The organism is Pseudomonas sp. 2VD (genome assembly GCF_005503585.1).
GTDB lineage: Bacteria > Pseudomonadota > Gammaproteobacteria > Pseudomonadales > Pseudomonadaceae > Pseudomonas > Pseudomonas aeruginosa.
Genome location: NZ_SCND01000006.1, coordinates 25,158 through 42,955, shown reverse-complemented (window position 1 = coordinate 42,955; position 17,798 = coordinate 25,158). Strand labels below are relative to the sequence as shown.

Annotated in this window: 17 protein-coding genes and 1 pseudogene; 4 read left to right on the top strand and 14 right to left on the bottom strand. The window is 66.5% G+C overall.

The features are described from left to right. The 6 genes from FFS27_RS01455 to FFS27_RS01425 all read right to left on the bottom strand — a co-directional run. Positions 1–523, bottom strand: a 523-nt coding sequence (locus FFS27_RS01455) for a UbiA family prenyltransferase (protein WP_171019178.1), incomplete at its 3' end; no start/stop codon positions are given. Positions 524–533: 10 nt separating this feature from the next. Then, positions 534–869, bottom strand: coding sequence for a cytochrome o ubiquinol oxidase subunit IV (gene cyoD / locus FFS27_RS01450; protein WP_003109258.1), 336 nt, complete (start codon positions 867–869; stop codon positions 534–536). Further along, positions 869–1,498 (bottom strand): cytochrome o ubiquinol oxidase subunit III, encoded by a 630-nt coding sequence (cyoC, locus tag FFS27_RS01445; protein ID WP_137951915.1) that lies wholly within the window; start codon positions 1,496–1,498, stop codon positions 869–871. Before cyoC ends, cyoD begins: the two co-directional genes overlap by 1 nt. Positions 1,499–1,501: 3 nt before the next feature. Continuing rightward, positions 1,502–3,478, bottom strand: a complete 1,977-nt coding sequence (gene cyoB, locus FFS27_RS01440) for a cytochrome o ubiquinol oxidase subunit I (protein WP_003082705.1) — start codon at positions 3,476–3,478, stop codon at positions 1,502–1,504. Between the two features lie 6 nt (positions 3,479–3,484). Beyond that, complete coding sequence (cyoA, locus tag FFS27_RS01435; protein WP_003082702.1) at positions 3,485–4,480, bottom strand: ubiquinol oxidase subunit II; 996 nt, start codon at positions 4,478–4,480, stop codon at positions 3,485–3,487. 626 nt (positions 4,481–5,106) lie between these two features. After that, positions 5,107–6,648 carry an MFS transporter gene (locus FFS27_RS01425; RefSeq protein WP_022580682.1) on the bottom strand — a complete coding sequence of 514 codons (1,542 nt, stop codon included), beginning with the start codon at positions 6,646–6,648 and terminating at the stop codon, positions 5,107–5,109. A 157-nt stretch (positions 6,649–6,805) separates the two neighbouring features. On the opposite strand from FFS27_RS01425, the gene FFS27_RS01420 reads away from it, so the two are divergent. Then, positions 6,806–7,420 (top strand): TetR/AcrR family transcriptional regulator, encoded by a 615-nt coding sequence (locus tag FFS27_RS01420; RefSeq protein ID WP_003082696.1) that lies wholly within the window; start codon positions 6,806–6,808, stop codon positions 7,418–7,420. Positions 7,421–7,427: 7 nt separating this feature from the next. Here FFS27_RS01420 and FFS27_RS01415 read toward each other — a convergent pair whose 3' ends face one another. Both FFS27_RS01415 and FFS27_RS01410 read right to left on the bottom strand, forming a co-directional pair. After that, on the bottom strand, positions 7,428–7,814 hold the full coding sequence (locus FFS27_RS01415; RefSeq protein ID WP_003082694.1) for a DUF4440 domain-containing protein: 387 nt from the start codon (positions 7,812–7,814) through the stop codon (positions 7,428–7,430). Positions 7,815–7,827: 13 nt separating this feature from the next. Then, positions 7,828–9,185 (bottom strand): annotated as a pseudogene (locus FFS27_RS01410) (MDR family MFS transporter). Between the two features lie 107 nt (positions 9,186–9,292). On the opposite strand from FFS27_RS01410, the gene FFS27_RS01405 reads away from it, so the two are divergent. After that, positions 9,293–10,204, top strand: a complete 912-nt coding sequence (locus FFS27_RS01405) for a LysR family transcriptional regulator (RefSeq protein WP_003082689.1) — start codon at positions 9,293–9,295, stop codon at positions 10,202–10,204. Positions 10,205–10,254: 50 nt separating this feature from the next. Here FFS27_RS01405 and phnX read toward each other — a convergent pair whose 3' ends face one another. Together phnX and phnW are read right to left on the bottom strand one after the other, a co-directional pair. After that, the gene (phnX, locus tag FFS27_RS01400) at positions 10,255–11,082 is read right to left on the bottom strand and encodes a phosphonoacetaldehyde hydrolase (RefSeq protein WP_022580686.1); all 828 of its coding nucleotides are present in this window, start codon (positions 11,080–11,082) and stop codon (positions 10,255–10,257) included. Positions 11,083–11,117: 35 nt separating this feature from the next. Continuing rightward, positions 11,118–12,233, bottom strand: a complete 1,116-nt coding sequence (phnW, locus tag FFS27_RS01395) for a 2-aminoethylphosphonate--pyruvate transaminase (protein ID WP_003086851.1) — start codon at positions 12,231–12,233, stop codon at positions 11,118–11,120. Between the two features lie 167 nt (positions 12,234–12,400). Here phnW and FFS27_RS01390 point away from each other — a divergent pair, with 167 nt between their 5' ends. Then, entirely contained in the window at positions 12,401–13,261 is an 861-nt protein-coding gene (locus FFS27_RS01390; RefSeq protein WP_019484331.1) for a LysR substrate-binding domain-containing protein, read from the top strand. Positions 13,262–13,270: 9 nt separating this feature from the next. Here the strand turns inward: FFS27_RS01390 and FFS27_RS01385 are convergent, their stop codons facing one another. From FFS27_RS01385 to FFS27_RS01370, 4 genes are all read right to left on the bottom strand, one after another. After that, positions 13,271–13,795: a DUF2937 family protein gene (locus FFS27_RS01385; RefSeq protein WP_003082681.1), complete on the bottom strand. Its 525-nt coding sequence runs from the start codon at positions 13,793–13,795 to the stop codon at positions 13,271–13,273. Positions 13,796–13,821: 26 nt separating this feature from the next. Further along, on the bottom strand, positions 13,822–14,595 hold the full coding sequence (locus FFS27_RS01380) for a class II glutamine amidotransferase (RefSeq protein WP_003082680.1): 774 nt from the start codon (positions 14,593–14,595) through the stop codon (positions 13,822–13,824). A 3-nt stretch (positions 14,596–14,598) separates the two neighbouring features. Beyond that, a complete protein-coding gene (locus tag FFS27_RS01375) occupies positions 14,599–15,060 on the bottom strand; it encodes an HIT family protein (protein ID WP_021264487.1) in 462 nt (153 codons plus the stop codon). A gap of 63 nt (positions 15,061–15,123) precedes the next feature. Next, positions 15,124–15,597, bottom strand: coding sequence for a hypothetical protein (locus FFS27_RS01370; protein ID WP_003086834.1), 474 nt, complete (start codon positions 15,595–15,597; stop codon positions 15,124–15,126). A 148-nt stretch (positions 15,598–15,745) separates the two neighbouring features. On the opposite strand from FFS27_RS01370, the gene FFS27_RS01365 reads away from it, so the two are divergent. Beyond that, complete coding sequence (locus FFS27_RS01365; RefSeq protein ID WP_021264486.1) at positions 15,746–17,797, top strand: S9 family peptidase; 2,052 nt, start codon at positions 15,746–15,748, stop codon at positions 17,795–17,797. Position 17,798: the final 1 nt, after the last annotated feature.

The following is a 17,798-nucleotide window of genomic DNA, read 5'->3' as shown; positions in this document are numbered from 1 at the left end:
GCATCTGCCACAGGCAGAAGATCGCCAGCAGCGAGGCAGCTCCGGCGTCGAACTGGCCGCTCACCGCGCAGTAGCCGACCACCGGCGGCATCGCCCCGGAGAGGCTGCCGACCAGCGTGCCGTACTGCGAACGACGCTTGAACCACAGGCTGTACAGGCCGACGTAGACGAAGTAGCCGAAGCCGGCCAGCGCGGTGGTCAGCGGGTTGGTCCACCACCACAGCAGGCCGAAGCCGGCGACCCCGAGGACCAGGCCGTGGGCCAGGGCAGCCTTCAGCGAGATCTGCCCGGTCACGGTGACCCGCCCGCGGGTCCGCTCCATGTGCCGGTCGATGTCGCGGTCGATGCAGTTGTTCAGCACGCACCCACTGGCGACCACCAGCGACAGGCCGATGACCGTGGCCAGCAACAGCATCGGCTCGACGCTGCCGCGGGCGGCGAGGAAGTATCCCCCCGCCACCGCGATCAGGTTGCCGAAGATGATTCCCGGCTTGGCCACCAGGAGATAGCGTTTCAGCTTCACGTCATGGCCCTCAGGGCATCGGCATCATCAGCATGTCGGCGCTGAAGATGATCCACAGCGAGAGACCGACCACCAGCAGGATGACGATCACCGTGAAGATGAACGCCATCACATTCCAGCGCCCTTCCGACGACATGTTCATGTGCAGGAAGCAGATCAGGTGCACCACCACCTGCACCAGGCCGAGGACGACCATGGTGAGGATGGTCGCGTGGCGCGAGAAGCCGCCGTCCATGACCATGTAGAACGGGATCGCGGTGAGGATCACCGAGAGCACGAAGCCGATCGCGTAGGAACCCAGGCTGCCGTGGCCGGCGCCGTGGTTGTCGTGTGCAGCGCTGCTCATTACAGGGCCCCCATCAGGTAGACGACGGTGAAGACGCAGATCCAGACGATGTCGAGGAAGTGCCAGAACAGGCTCAGGCACATCATCCGGGTGTTGTTCTGCGCGGTGAGGCCGCGGGTCCAGATCTGCGCCATCAGCACCAGCATCCACAGCAGGCCGGCGCTGACGTGCAAGCCGTGCATGCCGACCAGGGTGAAGAAGGACGACAGGAAGGCGCTGCGGCTCGGGCCGAAGCCTTCGGCGATCAGGTGGTGGAACTCGTTGATCTCCATGCCGATGAACGCGGCGCCGAGCAGGAAGGTGACCCCGAGCCAGGCGATCGCCTGGCCCTTGACGCCCTTGTGCGCGGAGAGCATGGCCAGGCCGTAGGTGCAGCTGGAAACCAGCAGGATGGCGGTTTCCACCAGCACGTAGGGCAGCTCGAAGATGTCCTTGCCGCTGGGGCCGCCGGCGGTGTGGTGAACCAGCACCGCGTAGGTGGCGAAGACGCTGGCGAACAGCACGCAGTCGGTCATCAGGTAGAGCCAGAAACCGAATACGGTGTTGCCGCCGCTATCGTGTGCATGATCCTGGTCGTGGCCCACTTCGTGGGCGTCGGCCAGATGCTTGTTCAATACTGCCGTCGACATGGTTCAGACCTGCTTGGCGAGTTGCTGGAAACGGGCGCTTTCGATCTTCTCGATCTCTTCGGGCTGGACGTAGTAGTCGACGTCCTGGTTGTAGCTGCGCACGATGAAGGAGCCGATCATGCCGACGAAGCCGACCGCCATGAGCCACCAGATATGCCAGATGGCGGCGAAGCCGAAGACGAAGGCGAACACGGCGATGGAGAAGCCCGCGGCGGTGTTCTTCGGCATGTGGATCGGCTGGTAGGCCGGCAGCTTGCGGTAGGCGGTGCCGGCCTTCTTCATGTCGTGGAAGGCATCCACGTCCTGTACCTTCGGCAGCTCGGCGAAGTTGTAGAACGGCGGCGGCGAGGAAGTGGCCCATTCCAGGGTGCGGCCTTCCCACGGGTCGCCATTGACGTCGGCCAGTTGCTTGCGGTTGCGGACCGAGACGAACAGCTGGATCAACTGGCAGGCAATGCCGCAGAAGATCAGCACGGCGCCGAAGAACGCGACCACCAGGTAGGGCTTCCACAGCGGGTTGTCGTAGTGGTTCAGGCGACGGGTCATGCCCATGAAGCCGAGGATGTAGAGCGGCATGAAGGCCATGTAGAAGCCCACCAGCCAGCACCAGAAGGAGCGCTTGCCCCACTTCTCGTCGAGGGTGAAGCCGAACGCTTTCGGGAACCAGAAGGCGAAGCCGGCCAGGTAGCCGAACACCGCGCCGCCAATGATGGTGTTGTGGAAGTGGGCGATCAGGAACAGGCTGTTGTGCAGCAGGAAGTCCGCGCCCGGGATGGCCAGCAGGACGCCGGTCATGCCGCCGATGGTGAAGGTCACCATGAAGCCCAGGGTCCACAGGATCGGCGTGCTGAAGCGCAGGCGACCCTTGTAGATGGTGAACAGCCAGTTGAACAGCTTCACCCCGGTGGGGATCGAGATCAGCATGGTGGCCACGCCGAAGAAGCCGTTGACGTCACCGCCCGAACCCATGGTGAAGAAGTGGTGCAGCCACACGGTGAAGCCGAGGAAGGTGATCGCGGCGCTGGCCCAGACCATCGACTTGTAGCCGAACATGCGCTTGCCGGCGAAGGTCGCGGTGACCTCGGAGAAGATACCGAAGGCCGGCAGGATCAGGATGTACACCTCGGGATGGCCCCAGGCCCAGAAGAGGTTGATGTACATCATGGCGTTGCCGCCAAGCTCGTTGGTGAAGAAGTGCATGTCCAGGTAGCGGTCGAGCGACAGCAGGCCCAGCGCAGCGGTGAGGATCGGGAACGAGGCGACGATCAGGATGTTGGCGAAGGTGCAGGTCCAGGTGAAGATCGGCATCTGCATCAGCTTCATGCCCGGGGCACGCATCTTGAACACGGTGACCAGGAAGTTGATCCCCGTGAGCAACGTGCCCATCCCGGATATCTGTAGCGCCCAGATGTAGTAGTCCACCCCTACCCCGGGGCTATAGGCCAGCTCCGACAGCGGCGGATAGGCCACCCAGCCGGTACGGGCGAATTCGCCCAGGCCCAGCGACACGTTGACCAGCATGGCGCTGACCACGAGCAGCCAGAAGCTCAGCGAGTTGAGGAAGGGGAACGCCACGTCGCGCGCGCCGATCTGCAGCGGCACGGCCAGGTTCATCAGGCCGGTCATGAACGGCATGGCCATGAAGATGATCATGATCACGCCATGCGCGGTGAAGATCTGGTCGTAGTGCTCCGGCGGCAGGTAGCCGTGGTTGGCGCCTTCGGCCAGGGCCAGCTGGCCGCGCATCATGATCGCGTCGGCGAAGCCGCGGACCAGCATGACCAGGGCGACGACGATGTACATCACGCCGATCTTCTTGTGGTCGACCGAGGTCAGCCACTCGGTCCACAGGTAGGTCCACTTGCGGTAGTAGGTGATCGCACCGACCACGCCGAGGCCCAGCAGGGCGACGACAGCCAGTGTGACCATGACGATGGGCTCGTGGTAAGGCACGGCCGAGAGTGTCAGTTTCCCGAACATCTGCGCTTACTCCTGGGTACTCGGTTGCATGTGCATGTCCTTCATGTCTTTCATGCCCTGCATGGCTTGCATGTCCATGTCCTGCATGTCGTGACCGGTCATGGCGGCTTCGTGCTCAGCCCCGGCGTGCTCGCCGTGCGCGGCACCCTTGGCGTCGCCGTGGTGCTCGTACTTAGTGAGGATGTGGCCGAACAGTTCCGGGCTGACCGAAGAGAAGTAGGTCGGCGGAACGTTCTCGCTCGGCTTGACCAGCTCCGGATAGGTGCCGATCGACAGGCTGGCCGGTGCCGCCTTGACCTTGGCGACCCAGTCCTGGAAGCCCTGCTCGGAGGTGGCGATGGCCTTGAAGCGCATGCCGGAGAAACCGCCGCCGCTGTAGTTCGCGGAGATACCGTCGAACACGCCTTCTTCGTTGGCGATCAGGTGCAGCTTGGTCATCATCCCGGCCATCGAGTAGATCTGGCTGCCCAGCTGCGGGATGAAGAACGAGTTCATCACCGAATCCGAGGTGATCTGGAAATTCACCGGGGTGTCTTTCGGGAAGGCGATCTCGTTGACCGTGGCGATACCCTGCTCCGGATAGATGAACAACCACTTCCAGTCCAGCGAAACGGCCTGGATGGTGACCGGCTTGACCTCGGAGTCCAGCGGACGGTACGGGTCGAGCTTGTGGGTGCTTTCCCAGGTGATCCAGCCGAGGATCGCGATGATCACGCAGGGCACCAGCCAGACCACCGCCTCGATGCGGTTGGAGTGGTGCCAGTCCGGCTTGTACTCGGCCTGGGTGTTCGAGGCGCGGTACTTCCAGGCGAACGCCAGGGTCATCACGATCACCGGGATGACCACGATCAGCATCAGCAGGGTCGCGGTAATGATCAGGGTGCGCTCGTCCATGCCCACCTGCCCTTTCGGGTTGAACAGGGTCATGTCGCAGCCGCCGAGCAGCAGCGCGGGCGCCAGGGAAAGCCATTTCAATGCGGCAAACGGGTTTGCTTTGGTCATCTTCCGGCCTTAATCGATGGAAGGAGCGAGTGGTCGCTCATGGATGTCTCCTTGCAAGGCTTGTGGCGGAGACCGCTGGCTTCAGCCAGTTCCAGACATGCAGTCGCCACCGGGGTACGGAACGGCCATTGCCCGGCCACGGGAGAAGGCAAGCGGATACCTTTCCCGATTCCGGTGACGGACTCGTTCCACGCGCTGAGTCGTTCCTTGATGAACAGCGTTTTCGAAGCTGTGCCGGAAGAGGCCAAGGGCGGCCAAGGCACGTGCATGCCTGGGCGAGAAGGATTGCCCTTCCCGCCGGGTGATCAGGTCGCAGTTATCGGTCGGCTATTTGTTGTGCAACAGGCAAGGCAGGAACCCATTTATCGCGATGCGGAGCAGAGACTCGCGCGACGCTCGTTGGACCGAAACTGAGCGTCAGTTATTACAATTCATTTCAGCTGAGGAGCCTATGACACATCTTGCAATAGACTTTCTCAAACATAGATAAAGTAGGGCTTTTACCTGCCTGCGACAGGTTGTCGCAGGTCATACCCTAGCACAACAGTTGGAATACGCGAATATTCTTCGCTTCGAGCAGCATAGCGCAAGGAAATCGCCCCCGCGCCAGTATCGTGACCCGAGAGTCAGTGTCTATCGGCCTGCAACTGTACCCCTGCCGTTCGTCCAGATGCGCCAACTGTATCCGCCGCCGGGCCGGCGCTAACGCGCAGGCGCCAGAGCAGCGCGGCGGCCAGCAGGGCGCTGGCTCCGGCCACCAGCATAGCCAGACGGAAGCCCTCGGCCAGCGCGGCCGGCAGCTCGGCGTCGAGCCCCGCCAGGGAACCAGGCAAGCGATGGGCCGTGAACGCCTGGGTGGCGAGCCGTTGCGCATCGGCAATCCCCAGCTCCTCCAGCCGATCGCCCAGGACGACGATCGCCCGCCCGCTCAGCAGCGCTCCCAGCAACGCGATGCCGACGGCCATGCCGGCCTGGCGCAGGGTATTCATGGTCGCCGAGGCCATCCCGGAACGCTCGCGGGCCACGCTCGCCATGACCGCCAGACCGGTGCCGGGAACGGCCAGGCCCATGCCCAGGCCGAGCGCCACCAGCAACAGGCCGACCCAGGGATACGCGGTTCCCGTACCGCAAGCGGCCAGCGCCAGCATGGCCAGGCCGATCACCAGGTAGCCCAGCACCAGCAGGCGTCGCAGCGGTACGTGCCGCTGCAACCGGCCGAACAGCATGGACAGTGCGCCCATGGCGAGGAACTGCGGCGCCAGGTAGAAGCCGGCCTGCTGCGCCGAGGCACCCTGCACCTGCTGGAAGAACAGGGAGAGGAAGAACAGGCTGGCGTAGCCGGAAAAACCGAGGACGAACGAGGCCAGGTTGCAGACGGCGAACCCGGCCTGGCGGAACAACCCCAGGGGCAGCAGCGGTCGGGCGGTCCGCCGCTCGACGAAGAGGAAGCCAAGCAGGCCGACCCCGGCCAGGAGCAGCGCCGGCCAGGCCGTGGGAGACAACCAGCCGCCCTCTCCCGCGGCGATCAGGGCGTAGGTCAACGCCCCCAGCCAGACCACGCTGAGCAGCTGCCCCAGGGGATCGAAGGCGGCGTGCTCGGGGTGCGCGGTTTCCTCGATGCCCCACAGGCCCAGGGCGAGCGCCAGCAGGCCGAGCGGCAGGTTGATCAGGAAGATGCTCTGCCAGCCGGCGTGCTCCACCAGCAGGCCGCCGAGCAGCGGGCCGAGGATCAGCGACAGCGCGCTGAAGGAGGTCCAGCCGCCGATCACCTGGGCGCGCTGGCCGGGATCGTGGAAAGCCTGGGTAAGGATCGACAGCGCGCCGGGTATCAACAGCGCCCCGGCGATGCCCTGGACCGCGCGTCCGAACAGCAGCAGCGGCAGCGAGGTGGCCAGCGCGCAGAGCAGCGAACCGAAGCTGAACAGGCCGACCCCGAGCAGCCAGGTCAGCTTGCGACCGTAGCGGTCGCTCAGCGGTCCGGAAGACAGCATGAAGGCGCTCAGGCACAGCGCATAGGCGTCGACCACCCACTGCAGGCCGGCTAGGTCGGTATCCAGGGCGTACTGCAGCGTCGGCAGGGCGAGGTTGACGATGCTGATGTCGAGCGAGGCGATGAAGGTTCCCAGGTAAATGGCGGCGACCAGGGCGACACGACGCGAAGGGTTCATGGAGTACTCCGATGAGAGGGCGCTGGCCCAGGAATAATCCATTGACCGACGGTCAGTCAATAAATATCGCGAAACATTCTCATCTTCCTGTCATGCCTCGTCTTCCCCTCCACGCTCTTTTACACTGCGGCCAACCCAACCACCGGACCCGCGCTCCATGCCCGATCGCCACGCCGAACAGCCTGCCCGCCAACCGCGCACCAAGCCTGCGGAGGTTCGTCTCGAGGAACTGATGGCGGCGGCGCAGCAACTGTTCCTAGACAAGGGTGTGGACGCCACCACCATCAGCGACATCGTCGCTGCCGCGGGGGTCGCCAAGGGTACCTTCTATCACTACTTCCAAGCCAAGACCGACATCCTCCTGGCCCTGCGCGAGCGCTTCACCCAGGCTTTCCAGCAGCGCATCGCGAATGCCGTCGAGGCCTGTCCGGCGAACGACCATCCCGGCCGCCTGCGCGCCTGGACCGAGAGCGGCCTGGCGGGCTACCTGGAGGGCTACCGGCTGCACGATGTGGTCTACAGCGAGCACCATCACCACCAGCGCGGCAACCAGGAGCGCGACCGCGTGCTGGAGCAATTGGCGGAGCTACTGGAGAACGGCGCGGCGGCCGGCGCCTGGCCGCTGCGCAACCCACGGCTGAACGCCCTGCTGCTCTACTCCGGGCTGCATGGCGCCGCCGACGACGCCATCGCCGGCGGCCGCCTGGATACCCAGCCGCTGGCCGGCGAACTCGCCGATGCCTTCCTGCGCCTGCTCGGTGCCAGCGACTGAGGCAGGCTCAGCCGCAGAAGGTTTCCTGCAGGTGGCGCCAGTACAGCCGCCCTTCGTCGTCACGGTGCAGGACTACGGTGGACAGGCGCTCGCTGCGACCCGCCGCGTCGGACTGGATTTCCCGATAGGCCAGGGTCGCGCCATCCACGCCTGAAGCCAGCAGACTCTCGCCGTCGATCTCGATGCGCAGCCCAGGACGGGTGCCACCCTTGCTGCGGAACAGCTCGCCCAGAGCAGTCTTGTCCAGGACCACACCATGCGGCGTGACCATCGAGAAGTCCTCGGCGAAACGCGCCATCAACGCATCCAGCGCGTCAGCCCGTGAGTCGCCGGCCAGCCAGTCGCGGATCGCCACGTGGGCATGGTGGATTTCCCGGCGGTAGGCACAAGTCATGGTGTAGCTCCTTTCAGGTCTGGACCAGGGCGCGAACCCCGGCGGAATCGATACGCCTCACCCACGGCAGAGGCAATAGCGTGAAAGCGGCGGCGAACAGGAAGCAGTGGACGAAGGCCGCGGGGTCGGCCCGCTCCTGCAACAGGTTGAGCAACCCACCGAGCACGGCCATGCCCAGGCAGAACGCCAGCTGCCGATTGATGTTCCACAAGGCGCTGGCATGGCCCATGCGCGCCGCCGGGACGTCGAGCAAGGCCATGCCCTGTGCCGCGCTGCTACACAGGCTGCCGCCGAATCCCATGGTCGCGTAGGCCCCCGCCAGTTGCCAGAAGCCGCTCCCCTCCCCGCTTCGAGCCAGCCACAGCAGGCCGCCGGCCTGTATCGCCATGCCCGCCAGCAGCAAGGATTTCGGCCCCCAGCGATTGAAGCGTCGCCGGGTCAGGCCGATGGCCAGGCCGGCCGCCAGCGCCCAGGGCAGCATCAGCGCACCGGCACGGCTCGCGCTGAGGCCGAGGGGGCCTTGCAGATAGAGCATGGCGACCAGGTTGGCGCCCATGAAGGCTCCCGGCACGCAGAGATAGACCAGCATCGCCGTACGCAGCAATGGCGCCTCCAGCAAGCCAAGGTCGAGCAGCGCGTCGGTACGAGCGCGCCCGTCACGCCAGTAGCAGCAGCCCAGCACGCAGGCCAGCAGCGCCAGGAGCAGGCCACGCCCGCCGCTGCCGGGCGATCCCAGCCAGGCGAGCGCCACCAGCAGCGTGGCCAGCGCCGCCGAGCCGAGCAGCAGGCCGCGCAGGTCCAGGCGCTGCGCCGCATGCTTGTGCCTGGGCAGCCAGCGCATCGCCAGGGCCAGCACCAGCAGCGCCGGCGCCACGCTGCGAAGAAGATCCCACGCCAGGACAGGCTGTCCACCAGCCAGCCGCCGAGGGCAGGCGCCACGGCGGGAACGATCAGCGCCACCAGCATCACCCGTGCGGTCAGGCCGGCCCGTGCCGACGCCGGGACATTCCGATAGGCCATGGCCTGGCCGAGGGGGATCAGTAACCCGCCGGCCAACCCCTGGCACAGGCGCCAGACGATCAACGTCGCCGCCGATCCAGCCAGGCCGCAACCCAGCGAAGCGCTGGCGAAACCGGCCAGTGCCAGCAGCATCAGTCGCCGTTCTCCCAGGCGCGAAGCGAGCCAGACGCTCAACGGAATCACCAGGGTCAAGCCGAGCAGGTAGGTGTTGCCGATCCACGCCAGGGTCGCCACCGAAGCGCCAAGGGAACGCCCGATGTCCGGGTAGGCGACGCTGGCGATGAAGATGTTCACCAGGTCCAGGGCGAACCCCAGCAGGTACAAAGTGGCCAGGCGGGACGGTTGATTCATGGGCGCTCCGGAGGTTTGCCGGGGAGCATAGCGAGGCGCTCGCGCTATCTGGAGAGGCTAATCGCGCATAGACTGTCAAATCGAATTTGACAATAGGGACGCCTTCCATGGTCAGCCTCGACCGCTTCGAAACCTTTCGCGCCGTGGTCGACTGCGGTTCCCTCAGCGCCGCCGCCGACACCCTCGGCCAGACGCGTGCGGTAGTCAGCTTCAACCTCAAGCGGCTGGAGGCCGAACTGGGCGTTTCTCTGCTCAGCCGCAGCACCCGGCGGATGGCCCTGACCGATGCTGGCGAACGCTTCTACCAGCGCTGCGTGAAGGTGCTCGACGAGGCGCGCCTGGCCATCGACGACGCCCGCGCCGAGCATGGCGAACTGCGTGGCAGCCTGCGCGTCACCACCACCCAGGAATACGGCCTGCGCCAACTGGTGCCGGCCCTGCAGGCATTCGCCCGGCTGCACCCGGCGTTGCAGGTACAATTGTCGACCTCATCGCTGCATGCCGACCTGATTGGCGAACGCTTCGACGTCGCCATCCGCCTGGGGCGCCTGGAGGACTCCACGCACCATGCGGTGCAACTGGCCAGCTTCGAGGTCCTGGCGGTGGCCAGCCCGGCCTGCCTGGCGGCGCTCGGCGAACCGCCGCCGACCGACCTGGAGAGTCTGGAGCGCCTGCAGAATCTCGGTCACAGCCGGCTGGCGGACTCCCTGCCCTGGCAAGTACGCGCCCCCGACGGCGCCCTGCGCAGCTACCGCGGACCGCGCCATCCCATGCTGCTGGCCGACAACGCCGCGGCCCTGCGCGCCTTTGCCCTCGACGGCCTGGGTATCGCCGTGCTGCCGGACTGGCTGGTGCAGGCCGACTTGCGCTGCGGCGCGCTGCAACGCCTGCTGGCGGACCACGGGTTTCCGCTCCAGGGCGTGCATGCCGTTTATCCGCCGACCCGCCACCTGCCGTCGAAGGTCCGCGCGTTCATCGACTTCCTCAAGACTCGCCTGGGGCACCCGGACGCCGGTTAGAAAACCGAGGCCGCCGCGGTTGCCCGCGGCGGCCTCGGCACAGACGTGGCTCAGTTACCCTGCGGCATCTCGCCGCGCGCCAGGCGCGCATTGATGTCGCGGACCACCGCCGGCAGCTCGGCGATGGTCTCGATCAGGTAGTGCGGACGCGAACCTTCGAACATCTGTTCGATACGCGTCCGCTCGCGCTCCAGTTCGGCCGCCGGCAGCGCCTTGTACTGCTCGTAGGTGAGGCCCAGGGCATTGCCCGAGCAGGTCAGCGCCACCGTCCACATCCCGGCGCGGCGCCCTTCGAGGATACCCGGCCAGGTGTCGTCGACCTTCACGCAGGCCGCCACATCGTCGATCCCCAGGGCGATCACGTTGGCCAGCGCCTGGGCCGGCCCTGGCCGGCCGTTGGGCACTTCGTCGGTGGCCACCACGTGGTCGGCGACGTAACCGTTGGTCTCGGCCAGGGCTACCACCTTCTCCATCACCACCGCCGGATAACCGGAACAGGAACCGATCTTCAGGCCCATCCCGCGGAGTTCGGCGATCGCCTGCAGGGCGCCGGGGATCAGCGCCGAATGTTCGGCGATCTTTTCGATCTGCAGCGGCATGAAGCGCTCGTAGATGGCGGTGACATCGTCGTCGCTGGGCAGGCGGCCGAAGACGGCGCGGTAGCGCTCGGCGATCGCCGGGATGTCGCAGAGGGTGCGGATGTGGTCCCACTTGCCCATTCCCATCGGACCGCGCGCTTCCTCCAGGCTGACCTGGACGCCGAATTCGGCGAAAGCCTCGACGAAGATCTGGGTCGGCGCGAAGGAGCCGAAATCGACCACGGTTCCCGCCCAGTCGAGGATGGCGGCCTGGAGGGTGGCTGGCTGGTTGTAATTCATTGTCGTGAACCCTTTTCTGCTCGTTGTCGTTCAGTTCAGATCTCGAGGACTTCCAGTTCGCGCAGCGCCTCGCCGATGGCGGCGACCGCCTGCCGCATCTCCGCGGCGTCGACGTGGCCGATGCAGCCGACGCGGAAGGTTTCCACCTGGGTCAACTTGCCCGGATAGAGGATGAAGCCCTTCTCCCGCACGCGTTGGTAGAAGTCGGCGAAGCGGTAGCGCGGATCGCGCGGCGCGTGGAAGGTAACGATGATCGGCGCCTGGATTTCCGCCGGCAGGAAGCTGCGGAAACCGAGCCGGGCCATCTCGCCGAGCAGCGTTTCGCAATTGCTCGCGTAGCGCCGCTGACGCGCCGGCAGGCCGCCCTCCTCTTCGTACTGGCTGAGCGCTTCGTGCAGGGCGGCGACCACATGGGTCGGCGGGGTGAAGCGCCACTGCCCGGTCTTGCGCATATAGGCGTGCTGGTCCTGCAGGTCCATGGCCAGGGAGTGGCAGTTGCCGGCGCTGGCTTCCAGGGCGGCGCTGCGGGCGAAGACGAAGCCCATCCCGGGGACGCCCTCCAGGCACTTGCCGGAGGCGGCGATCAAGGCATCGAACGGAACTTTCCGGGCATCGATCCCGATCGCCCCGAAGGAGCTCATGGCATCGACGATCAGGCGCTTGCCGTGACGCTCGACGACCTTGGCGATGGCCTCGAGCGGATTGAGGATGCCGGTGCTGGTCTCGCAGTGGATCAGCGCCACATGGCTGATCGCCGGATCGGCGGCCAGCAGACGCTCTACGTCAGCGGCGGTGGTCGGCACGTTCTCTTCGGTCTCGAAGGTGCTGAAGGGCCGTTGCAGGACCTCGCAGATCTTCGCCAGGCGCTTGCCGTAGGCACCGTTGATCAACACCAGGACCTTGCCGTCGCGCGGCACCAGGGTGCCGATCGCCGCTTCCACGGCGAAGGTGCCGCTGCCCTGCAACGGTACGCAGGTGTGGCTGCCTTCGCCGCCTACGATCTTCAGCAGGCGCTGGCAGACGCTGGCGGTGAGTTCGTTGAAATCGCTGTCCCAGGAGCCCCAGTCGACCATCATCGCCCGACGGGTACGGTAGGAGGTGGTCAGCGGACCGGGGGTCAGCAGGATGGGTGCGCGTTCGGCAGTGCTCATGCTCATTTCCTCTGCGGGAATCGGCCAAAGAAACCGGATCGGGCTTCGCGGTCCGGGCGGTCGTTCCGCGCCGGCGTTCCAGGGAAGCCTGGAGACATAAGGTGAGCGCCGCGCTACTATCGTTCAAATTGTTTGTTCCGATGCCAGCCATAAGCCAGGCCGATACCATGAATCTCTTCCAGCTCCGCGCCTTCGACGCCGTCGCCCGCGAAGGCAGTTTCACCCGCGCCGCCGAGCGCCTGTGCATCAGCCAGCCGGCGGTGACCGGACACGTCAAGGCACTCGAGGAGCACTACCAGGTCACCCTGTTCCGACGCACCGCCCGGCGCATCGAACTGACCGAGGAAGGCTCGCGCCTGGTGGCGATCACACGCACCCTGTTCGCCCTGGAGGAAGAAGCCGAGGCCCTGCTCGACGCCAATCGACAATTGGTCTCCGGCCGCCTCGAGGTCGCCGCCGACGGCCCGCACCTGGTGATGCCGATGCTCGCCCGGCTGCGCGCGAGCTATCCGGGAATCACCGTCAACCTGCGCCTGGGCAACGCCCAGGAAACCCTCGCGGCGCTGCTCAGCGAACACGTCGACGTCGCCGTGCTGACCGAGGTCGAGGCGCGTCCCGGGCTGTTCCTGGAGGAGTTGGTGAATTCGCGCATCTGCGCCCTGCTGCCTCGCCAGCATCCCTGGTGCGAACGCAGCGAAGGCGTACCGCTGGAAGAACTCGACCAGCAGATCATGGTGCTGCGCGAACCCGGCTCGATCACCCGCCGCACCTTCGACCGCGCCTGCGCCAGCCAGGGCGTGCAGCCGCGGGTGCTGCTGGAGCTGGACAGCCGGGAAGCGGTGACCGAAGCGGTGGCCGCCGAACTGGGCGTCGGCGTGGTGTCTTCCCTGGAGGTCGGCAACGATCCGCGGGTTCGCGCGGTGCCGCTGGTCGGTCCCGAGCTGACCAACCGCCACCTGATCGGCTGCCTGGAGAAGCGCCGCGGCCTGCGGGTGATCAGGGCGTTCCTGGAACTGGCGGCGGCCTGAGTCGCGCCGTCAGCTCCAGTGACGCTCGCGGGTGCGGCGGTCTTCGCCGAAGCCGAACAGCGAGGCCAGCGAATACACGATCAGCTCGGCGATCCAGGCGACCAGCAAGGCGCAGCCCAGGCCCCAGGCGATCACCTCGGGCTTGAGCAGGACCTGGTAGCTGTAGCTGGCATAGGTTTCCATCAGCAACTCATGGTTCGGTGCGCGCAGCATGTGCCAGGCGCGGGCGTACCAGGGCCCCTGCATGGCCTGCCACTCGGCGTCGAGCATGCGCGCGCGGCGCATCAGGCGGTCGAGGTTCTCGCCGTCGCGCTGGAACACCGGATCGCTGTTGCTGCGGTAATGCCTGACCAGTTCCTCCAGGCTACCGTTGAAGAACTGCCCGGCGGTCTGCTGGAAGCCCTGGATGTTCTGCGCGGCCTCCAGGCGATGGGCGTCGACGCGCTTGGCGTAGTCGTCGATGAAACCGGGCACCTGCACCCCGAGCAGCAGGCCCAGGGTGAACAGCAGCAGTCTCAGGTAACTGCGGAACATGCGCTCTCCTCGTTCACGGCGGCGATTCAGACCCGCCCCTTGGCCAACACCTCGCCGCCCCACCAGAGGACCCACTCGCCGCTCTGCTGCAAGGTCCAGTTCTCGTTGTCGGTGAGCGGCTCGGTGGCGATCACCGTAACCACATCGTCCGGCGTGGTTTCCGCATGGAAGTCCACGGTCAGGTCGGCATCCTTCAACCGCGCCGGGCCGAATGGCGCACGGCGGGTAATGTAGGCGAGTTTGCTGGAGCAGAAGGTGAACAGCCAGTCGCCGTCGCTGATCAGGGCATTGAACACACCTTTCTTGCGATATTCGTCACAGGCCGAGATCAGCACCGGCAACAGCACCTCCACCGGCACCGGCTCGGGGAAAGCCCGGCGCACGCGGTTCAGCAGGTCGCAGAAGGCCGCCTCGCTGTCGGTCTCGCCGACCGGGCGGTAGAAACCGGGCTTGGGCTGGAAGTCGGCCAGTTGGCCATTGTGCGCGAAGGTCCAGTAGCGCCCACCGAGTTCGCGGATGAAGGGGTGGGTGTTGCTCAGCCCGACCTTGCCGACGTTGGCCTGGCGGATGTGCCCGATGACCGTCTCGCTCTTGATCGGGAAGCGCTGCACCAGCCGCGCCACCTCCGAATCGACGCTCGCCAGCGGGTCCTGGAACAGCCGCACGCCGCGTCCTTCGTAGAAGGCGATGCCCCAACCGTCGCGGTGCGGGCCGGTACCGCCGCCGCGCTGCATCAGTCCGGTGAAGCTGAAGACGATGTCCGTCGGGACGTTGGCGCTCATGCCCAATAGTTCACACATGGCTCAAACCTCCCTGAGCAAGGCTGTACGTAGTAGTTCTCGTTCCCGCTGCAGACGCGCCTGCAGGCTCGCGCGACCGACCGGCAGGAAACGGGTCAGGGCGCGCCAGAGCAGTCGCGGCAGGTCGCCGCGACGCCGGGGAATCAGGTGCAGATGCAGGTGCGCCACGTGCTGGTTGGCCGCCACGCCATCGTTGAGCAACAGGTTGATGCCTTCCACGCCGAAACCGGCCCGGCGCAATGCGCGACCGGTACGCTCGGCGAGCGCCAGGAGGGCGTCGCGGGCGGCGGCGGAAAGATCGCTCAGGTGCGGGGCGTGCTCGCGGGCTACGATCAGCACGTGCGCCGGTCGCAGCGGAAAGATGTCCAGCAGGACGATGAAATGCTCGTCCTCGAAGAGTCTGTGCGCCGGCTCGCGGCCACCCGCTATGGCGCAGAACACGCAATCCATGGGAAATCCCGACATAGGCCTCGCCTCATGCTGAACGCCTGCCGGGCGTAGCGCAAGAATGGATTTCGTCGCGAAAGGCTACAGGCGCGGCTCGATGCGCATGCGCCGGTCGCCGTGCTCGTCGGTGCGGGTGTCGACGTCCGGCATCAACTCGGGCTGCATCATCTGCCGCAGGGTCGGCTCGTCCTCGGCGTCCTGCGACGGATGCCGACGATTCTTCCAGGCCCGCTCCAGCGGCCAGCGGATGGCGGCGATCAGCAGGTACAGGCCGAAACCGAGCAGCGCCACCAGGGCCAGGTCAGAGACCGCGCGCCAGGCGTTGTTGCCGACCTTGAACACGACATCCAGCGCGGTGATGGCGATGGCCGGGGCGTAGAGGTCGTTCTGCGGGTCCACCGGAGTCGGCGTGAACAGCAGGATGAAGACGATCAGCCGCAGGGGTTCGCGCAGCCAGCGCCACATCCAGCCGGTCATCAGCCAGAACACCAGCATCAGGCCGAGTCCGGCGATGGCGTAGGCGCCCCAGGCGATCAGATAGTCTTGTTCATTCATGCGGCGTGCGTGGCGATAGCGGTGATGGGGGGCTTATGATAGCCGCTTTTGCATGCCGACGCGCCTACCCACCGATGGCGGGCGCCGCGCCGCCAGTTTTATTCAGATTTCCCGGCCTCGCGCATGGCCGGATCGACGAGGATTCCCGATGCCCCATCCGCAGCCCCCCATCGCCCGCCGCGACGCCGGAAGCGACCCCTACGCCTGGCTGGAGGAGCGCGACGCCCCGGAGGTGCTCGACTACCTGAAGGCCGAGAACGCCTACCTGGATAGCGAACTGGCCGACCAGGCCGGGTTGCGCGAGACCCTGTTCGAGGAGATCAGGGGACGCATCCGCGAGACCGACCTGTCGTTGCCCAGTCCGTGGGGTCCGTGGCTGTACTACCAGCGCACCACCGCCGGCGACGAATACCCGCGCCACTACCGCTGCCCGCGTCCGGCGGACGGCAGCCTGGCGGTCGACGAGGGCGCCGAGCAACTGTTGCTCGATCCCAACCAGTTGGCCGACGGCGGCTTCCTCTCCCTCGGCGCCTTCAGCATCAGCCCCGACCAGAGCCTGCTGGCCTACAGCCTGGACACCAGCGGCGACGAGATCTACCGCCTGTTCGTCAAGGACCTCGCCAGCGGCGCGGTGCAGGCCCTGCCCTTCGACGACTGCGACGGCAGCCTGACCTGGGCCAACGACAACCGCACGCTGTTCTTCGGCGAACTGGACGACACCCACCGCCCGCACAAGCTCTGTCGCCACCGCCTGGGCGAGGCCGGCGCCGAGCTGGTGTTCGAGGAAGGCGACGGGCGCTTCTTCCTGCACTGCTACCGCTCCAGCTCGGAACGCCAGCTGATCCTCCTGCTCAACAGCAAGACCACCAGCGAGGCCTGGGTGCTCGACGCCGACCAGCCGCAGGGAACGTTCCGTTGCCTGGCGCCGCGCGAGGAAGGCCACGAGTACTACCCCGACCACGGTCGCCTCGACGGCCGGGGCCTGTGGCTGATCCGCAGCAACCAGGCGGGGATCAACTTCGCCCTCTACCAGGCCGAGGAGTCGCGGCCGACTCGCGAGCACTGGCAACTGCGCGTGGCCCACGACCCGCAGCGGACCCTGGAAGATGTCAGCCTGAACGCCGAGGCGGTGATCCTCGGCCTGCGCGACGGCGGCCTGCCGGTTATCGAGGTGCAACCGCAGGGCCTGCCGGCCTACCGCGTGCAGTTGCCGGACGCCGCCTACAGCCTCTACGTGCAGGACAGCCTGGAATTCGACAGCCCCTGCGTGCGACTGCGCTACGAGGCCCTGAACCGTCCGGCGCAGGTACGCCAGCTGAACCTCGCCGATGGCACGCAGACCGTCCTCAAGCAGACCCCGGTGGAAGGCCCATTCGACGCCGACGCCTACGCCAGCCGGCGCATCTGGGCCAGCAGCGGCGACGGCACGCAGGTGCCGGTCAGCCTGGTGGCGCGCAAGGAAGTCCTCGACGGCATCGCCGCCGGGCGCCCCGCGCCGCTCTATCTCTATGGCTACGGCGCCTACGGGCATAGCCTCGATCCCTGGTTCTCCCACGCCCGCCTGAGCCTGCTCGAACGCGGCTTCGTCTTCGCCATCGCCCATGTCCGTGGCGGCGGCGAACTGGGCGAAGCCTGGTACCGGGCCGGCAAGCTGGAACACAAGCAGAACAGCTTCGACGACTTCATCGCCTGCGCCGAGCACCTGCTCGCCGAGGGCTACTGCCGTCCCGAGGGTCTCGCCATCAGCGGCGGCAGCGCCGGCGGGCTGTTGATCGGCGCGGTGCTCAACCAGCGCCCGCAACTGTTCGGCGCGGCGATCGCCGAGGTGCCTTTCGTCGACGTGCTGAACAGCATGCTCAATCCGGACCTGCCGCTGACCGTCACCGAATACGATGAGTGGGGCAACCCGCAGGAGCCCGAGGTGCATGCGCGGATCGCCGCCTACGCGCCCTACGAGAACGTCAGGGCCCAAGACTACCCGCACCTGCTGGTGGTCGCCGGCTACAACGACAGCCGCGTGCAGTACTGGGAAGCCGCCAAGTGGGTGGCGAAACTGCGGGCGACCAGGACCGACGCCAACCTGCTGCTGCTCAAGACCGACCTCGGCGCCGGCCACGGCGGCATGAGCGGCCGCTACCAGGGGCTGAAGGACGTGGCGCTGGAATACGCCTTCCTGCTCAAGGTCCTCGGCCTGGTATGAC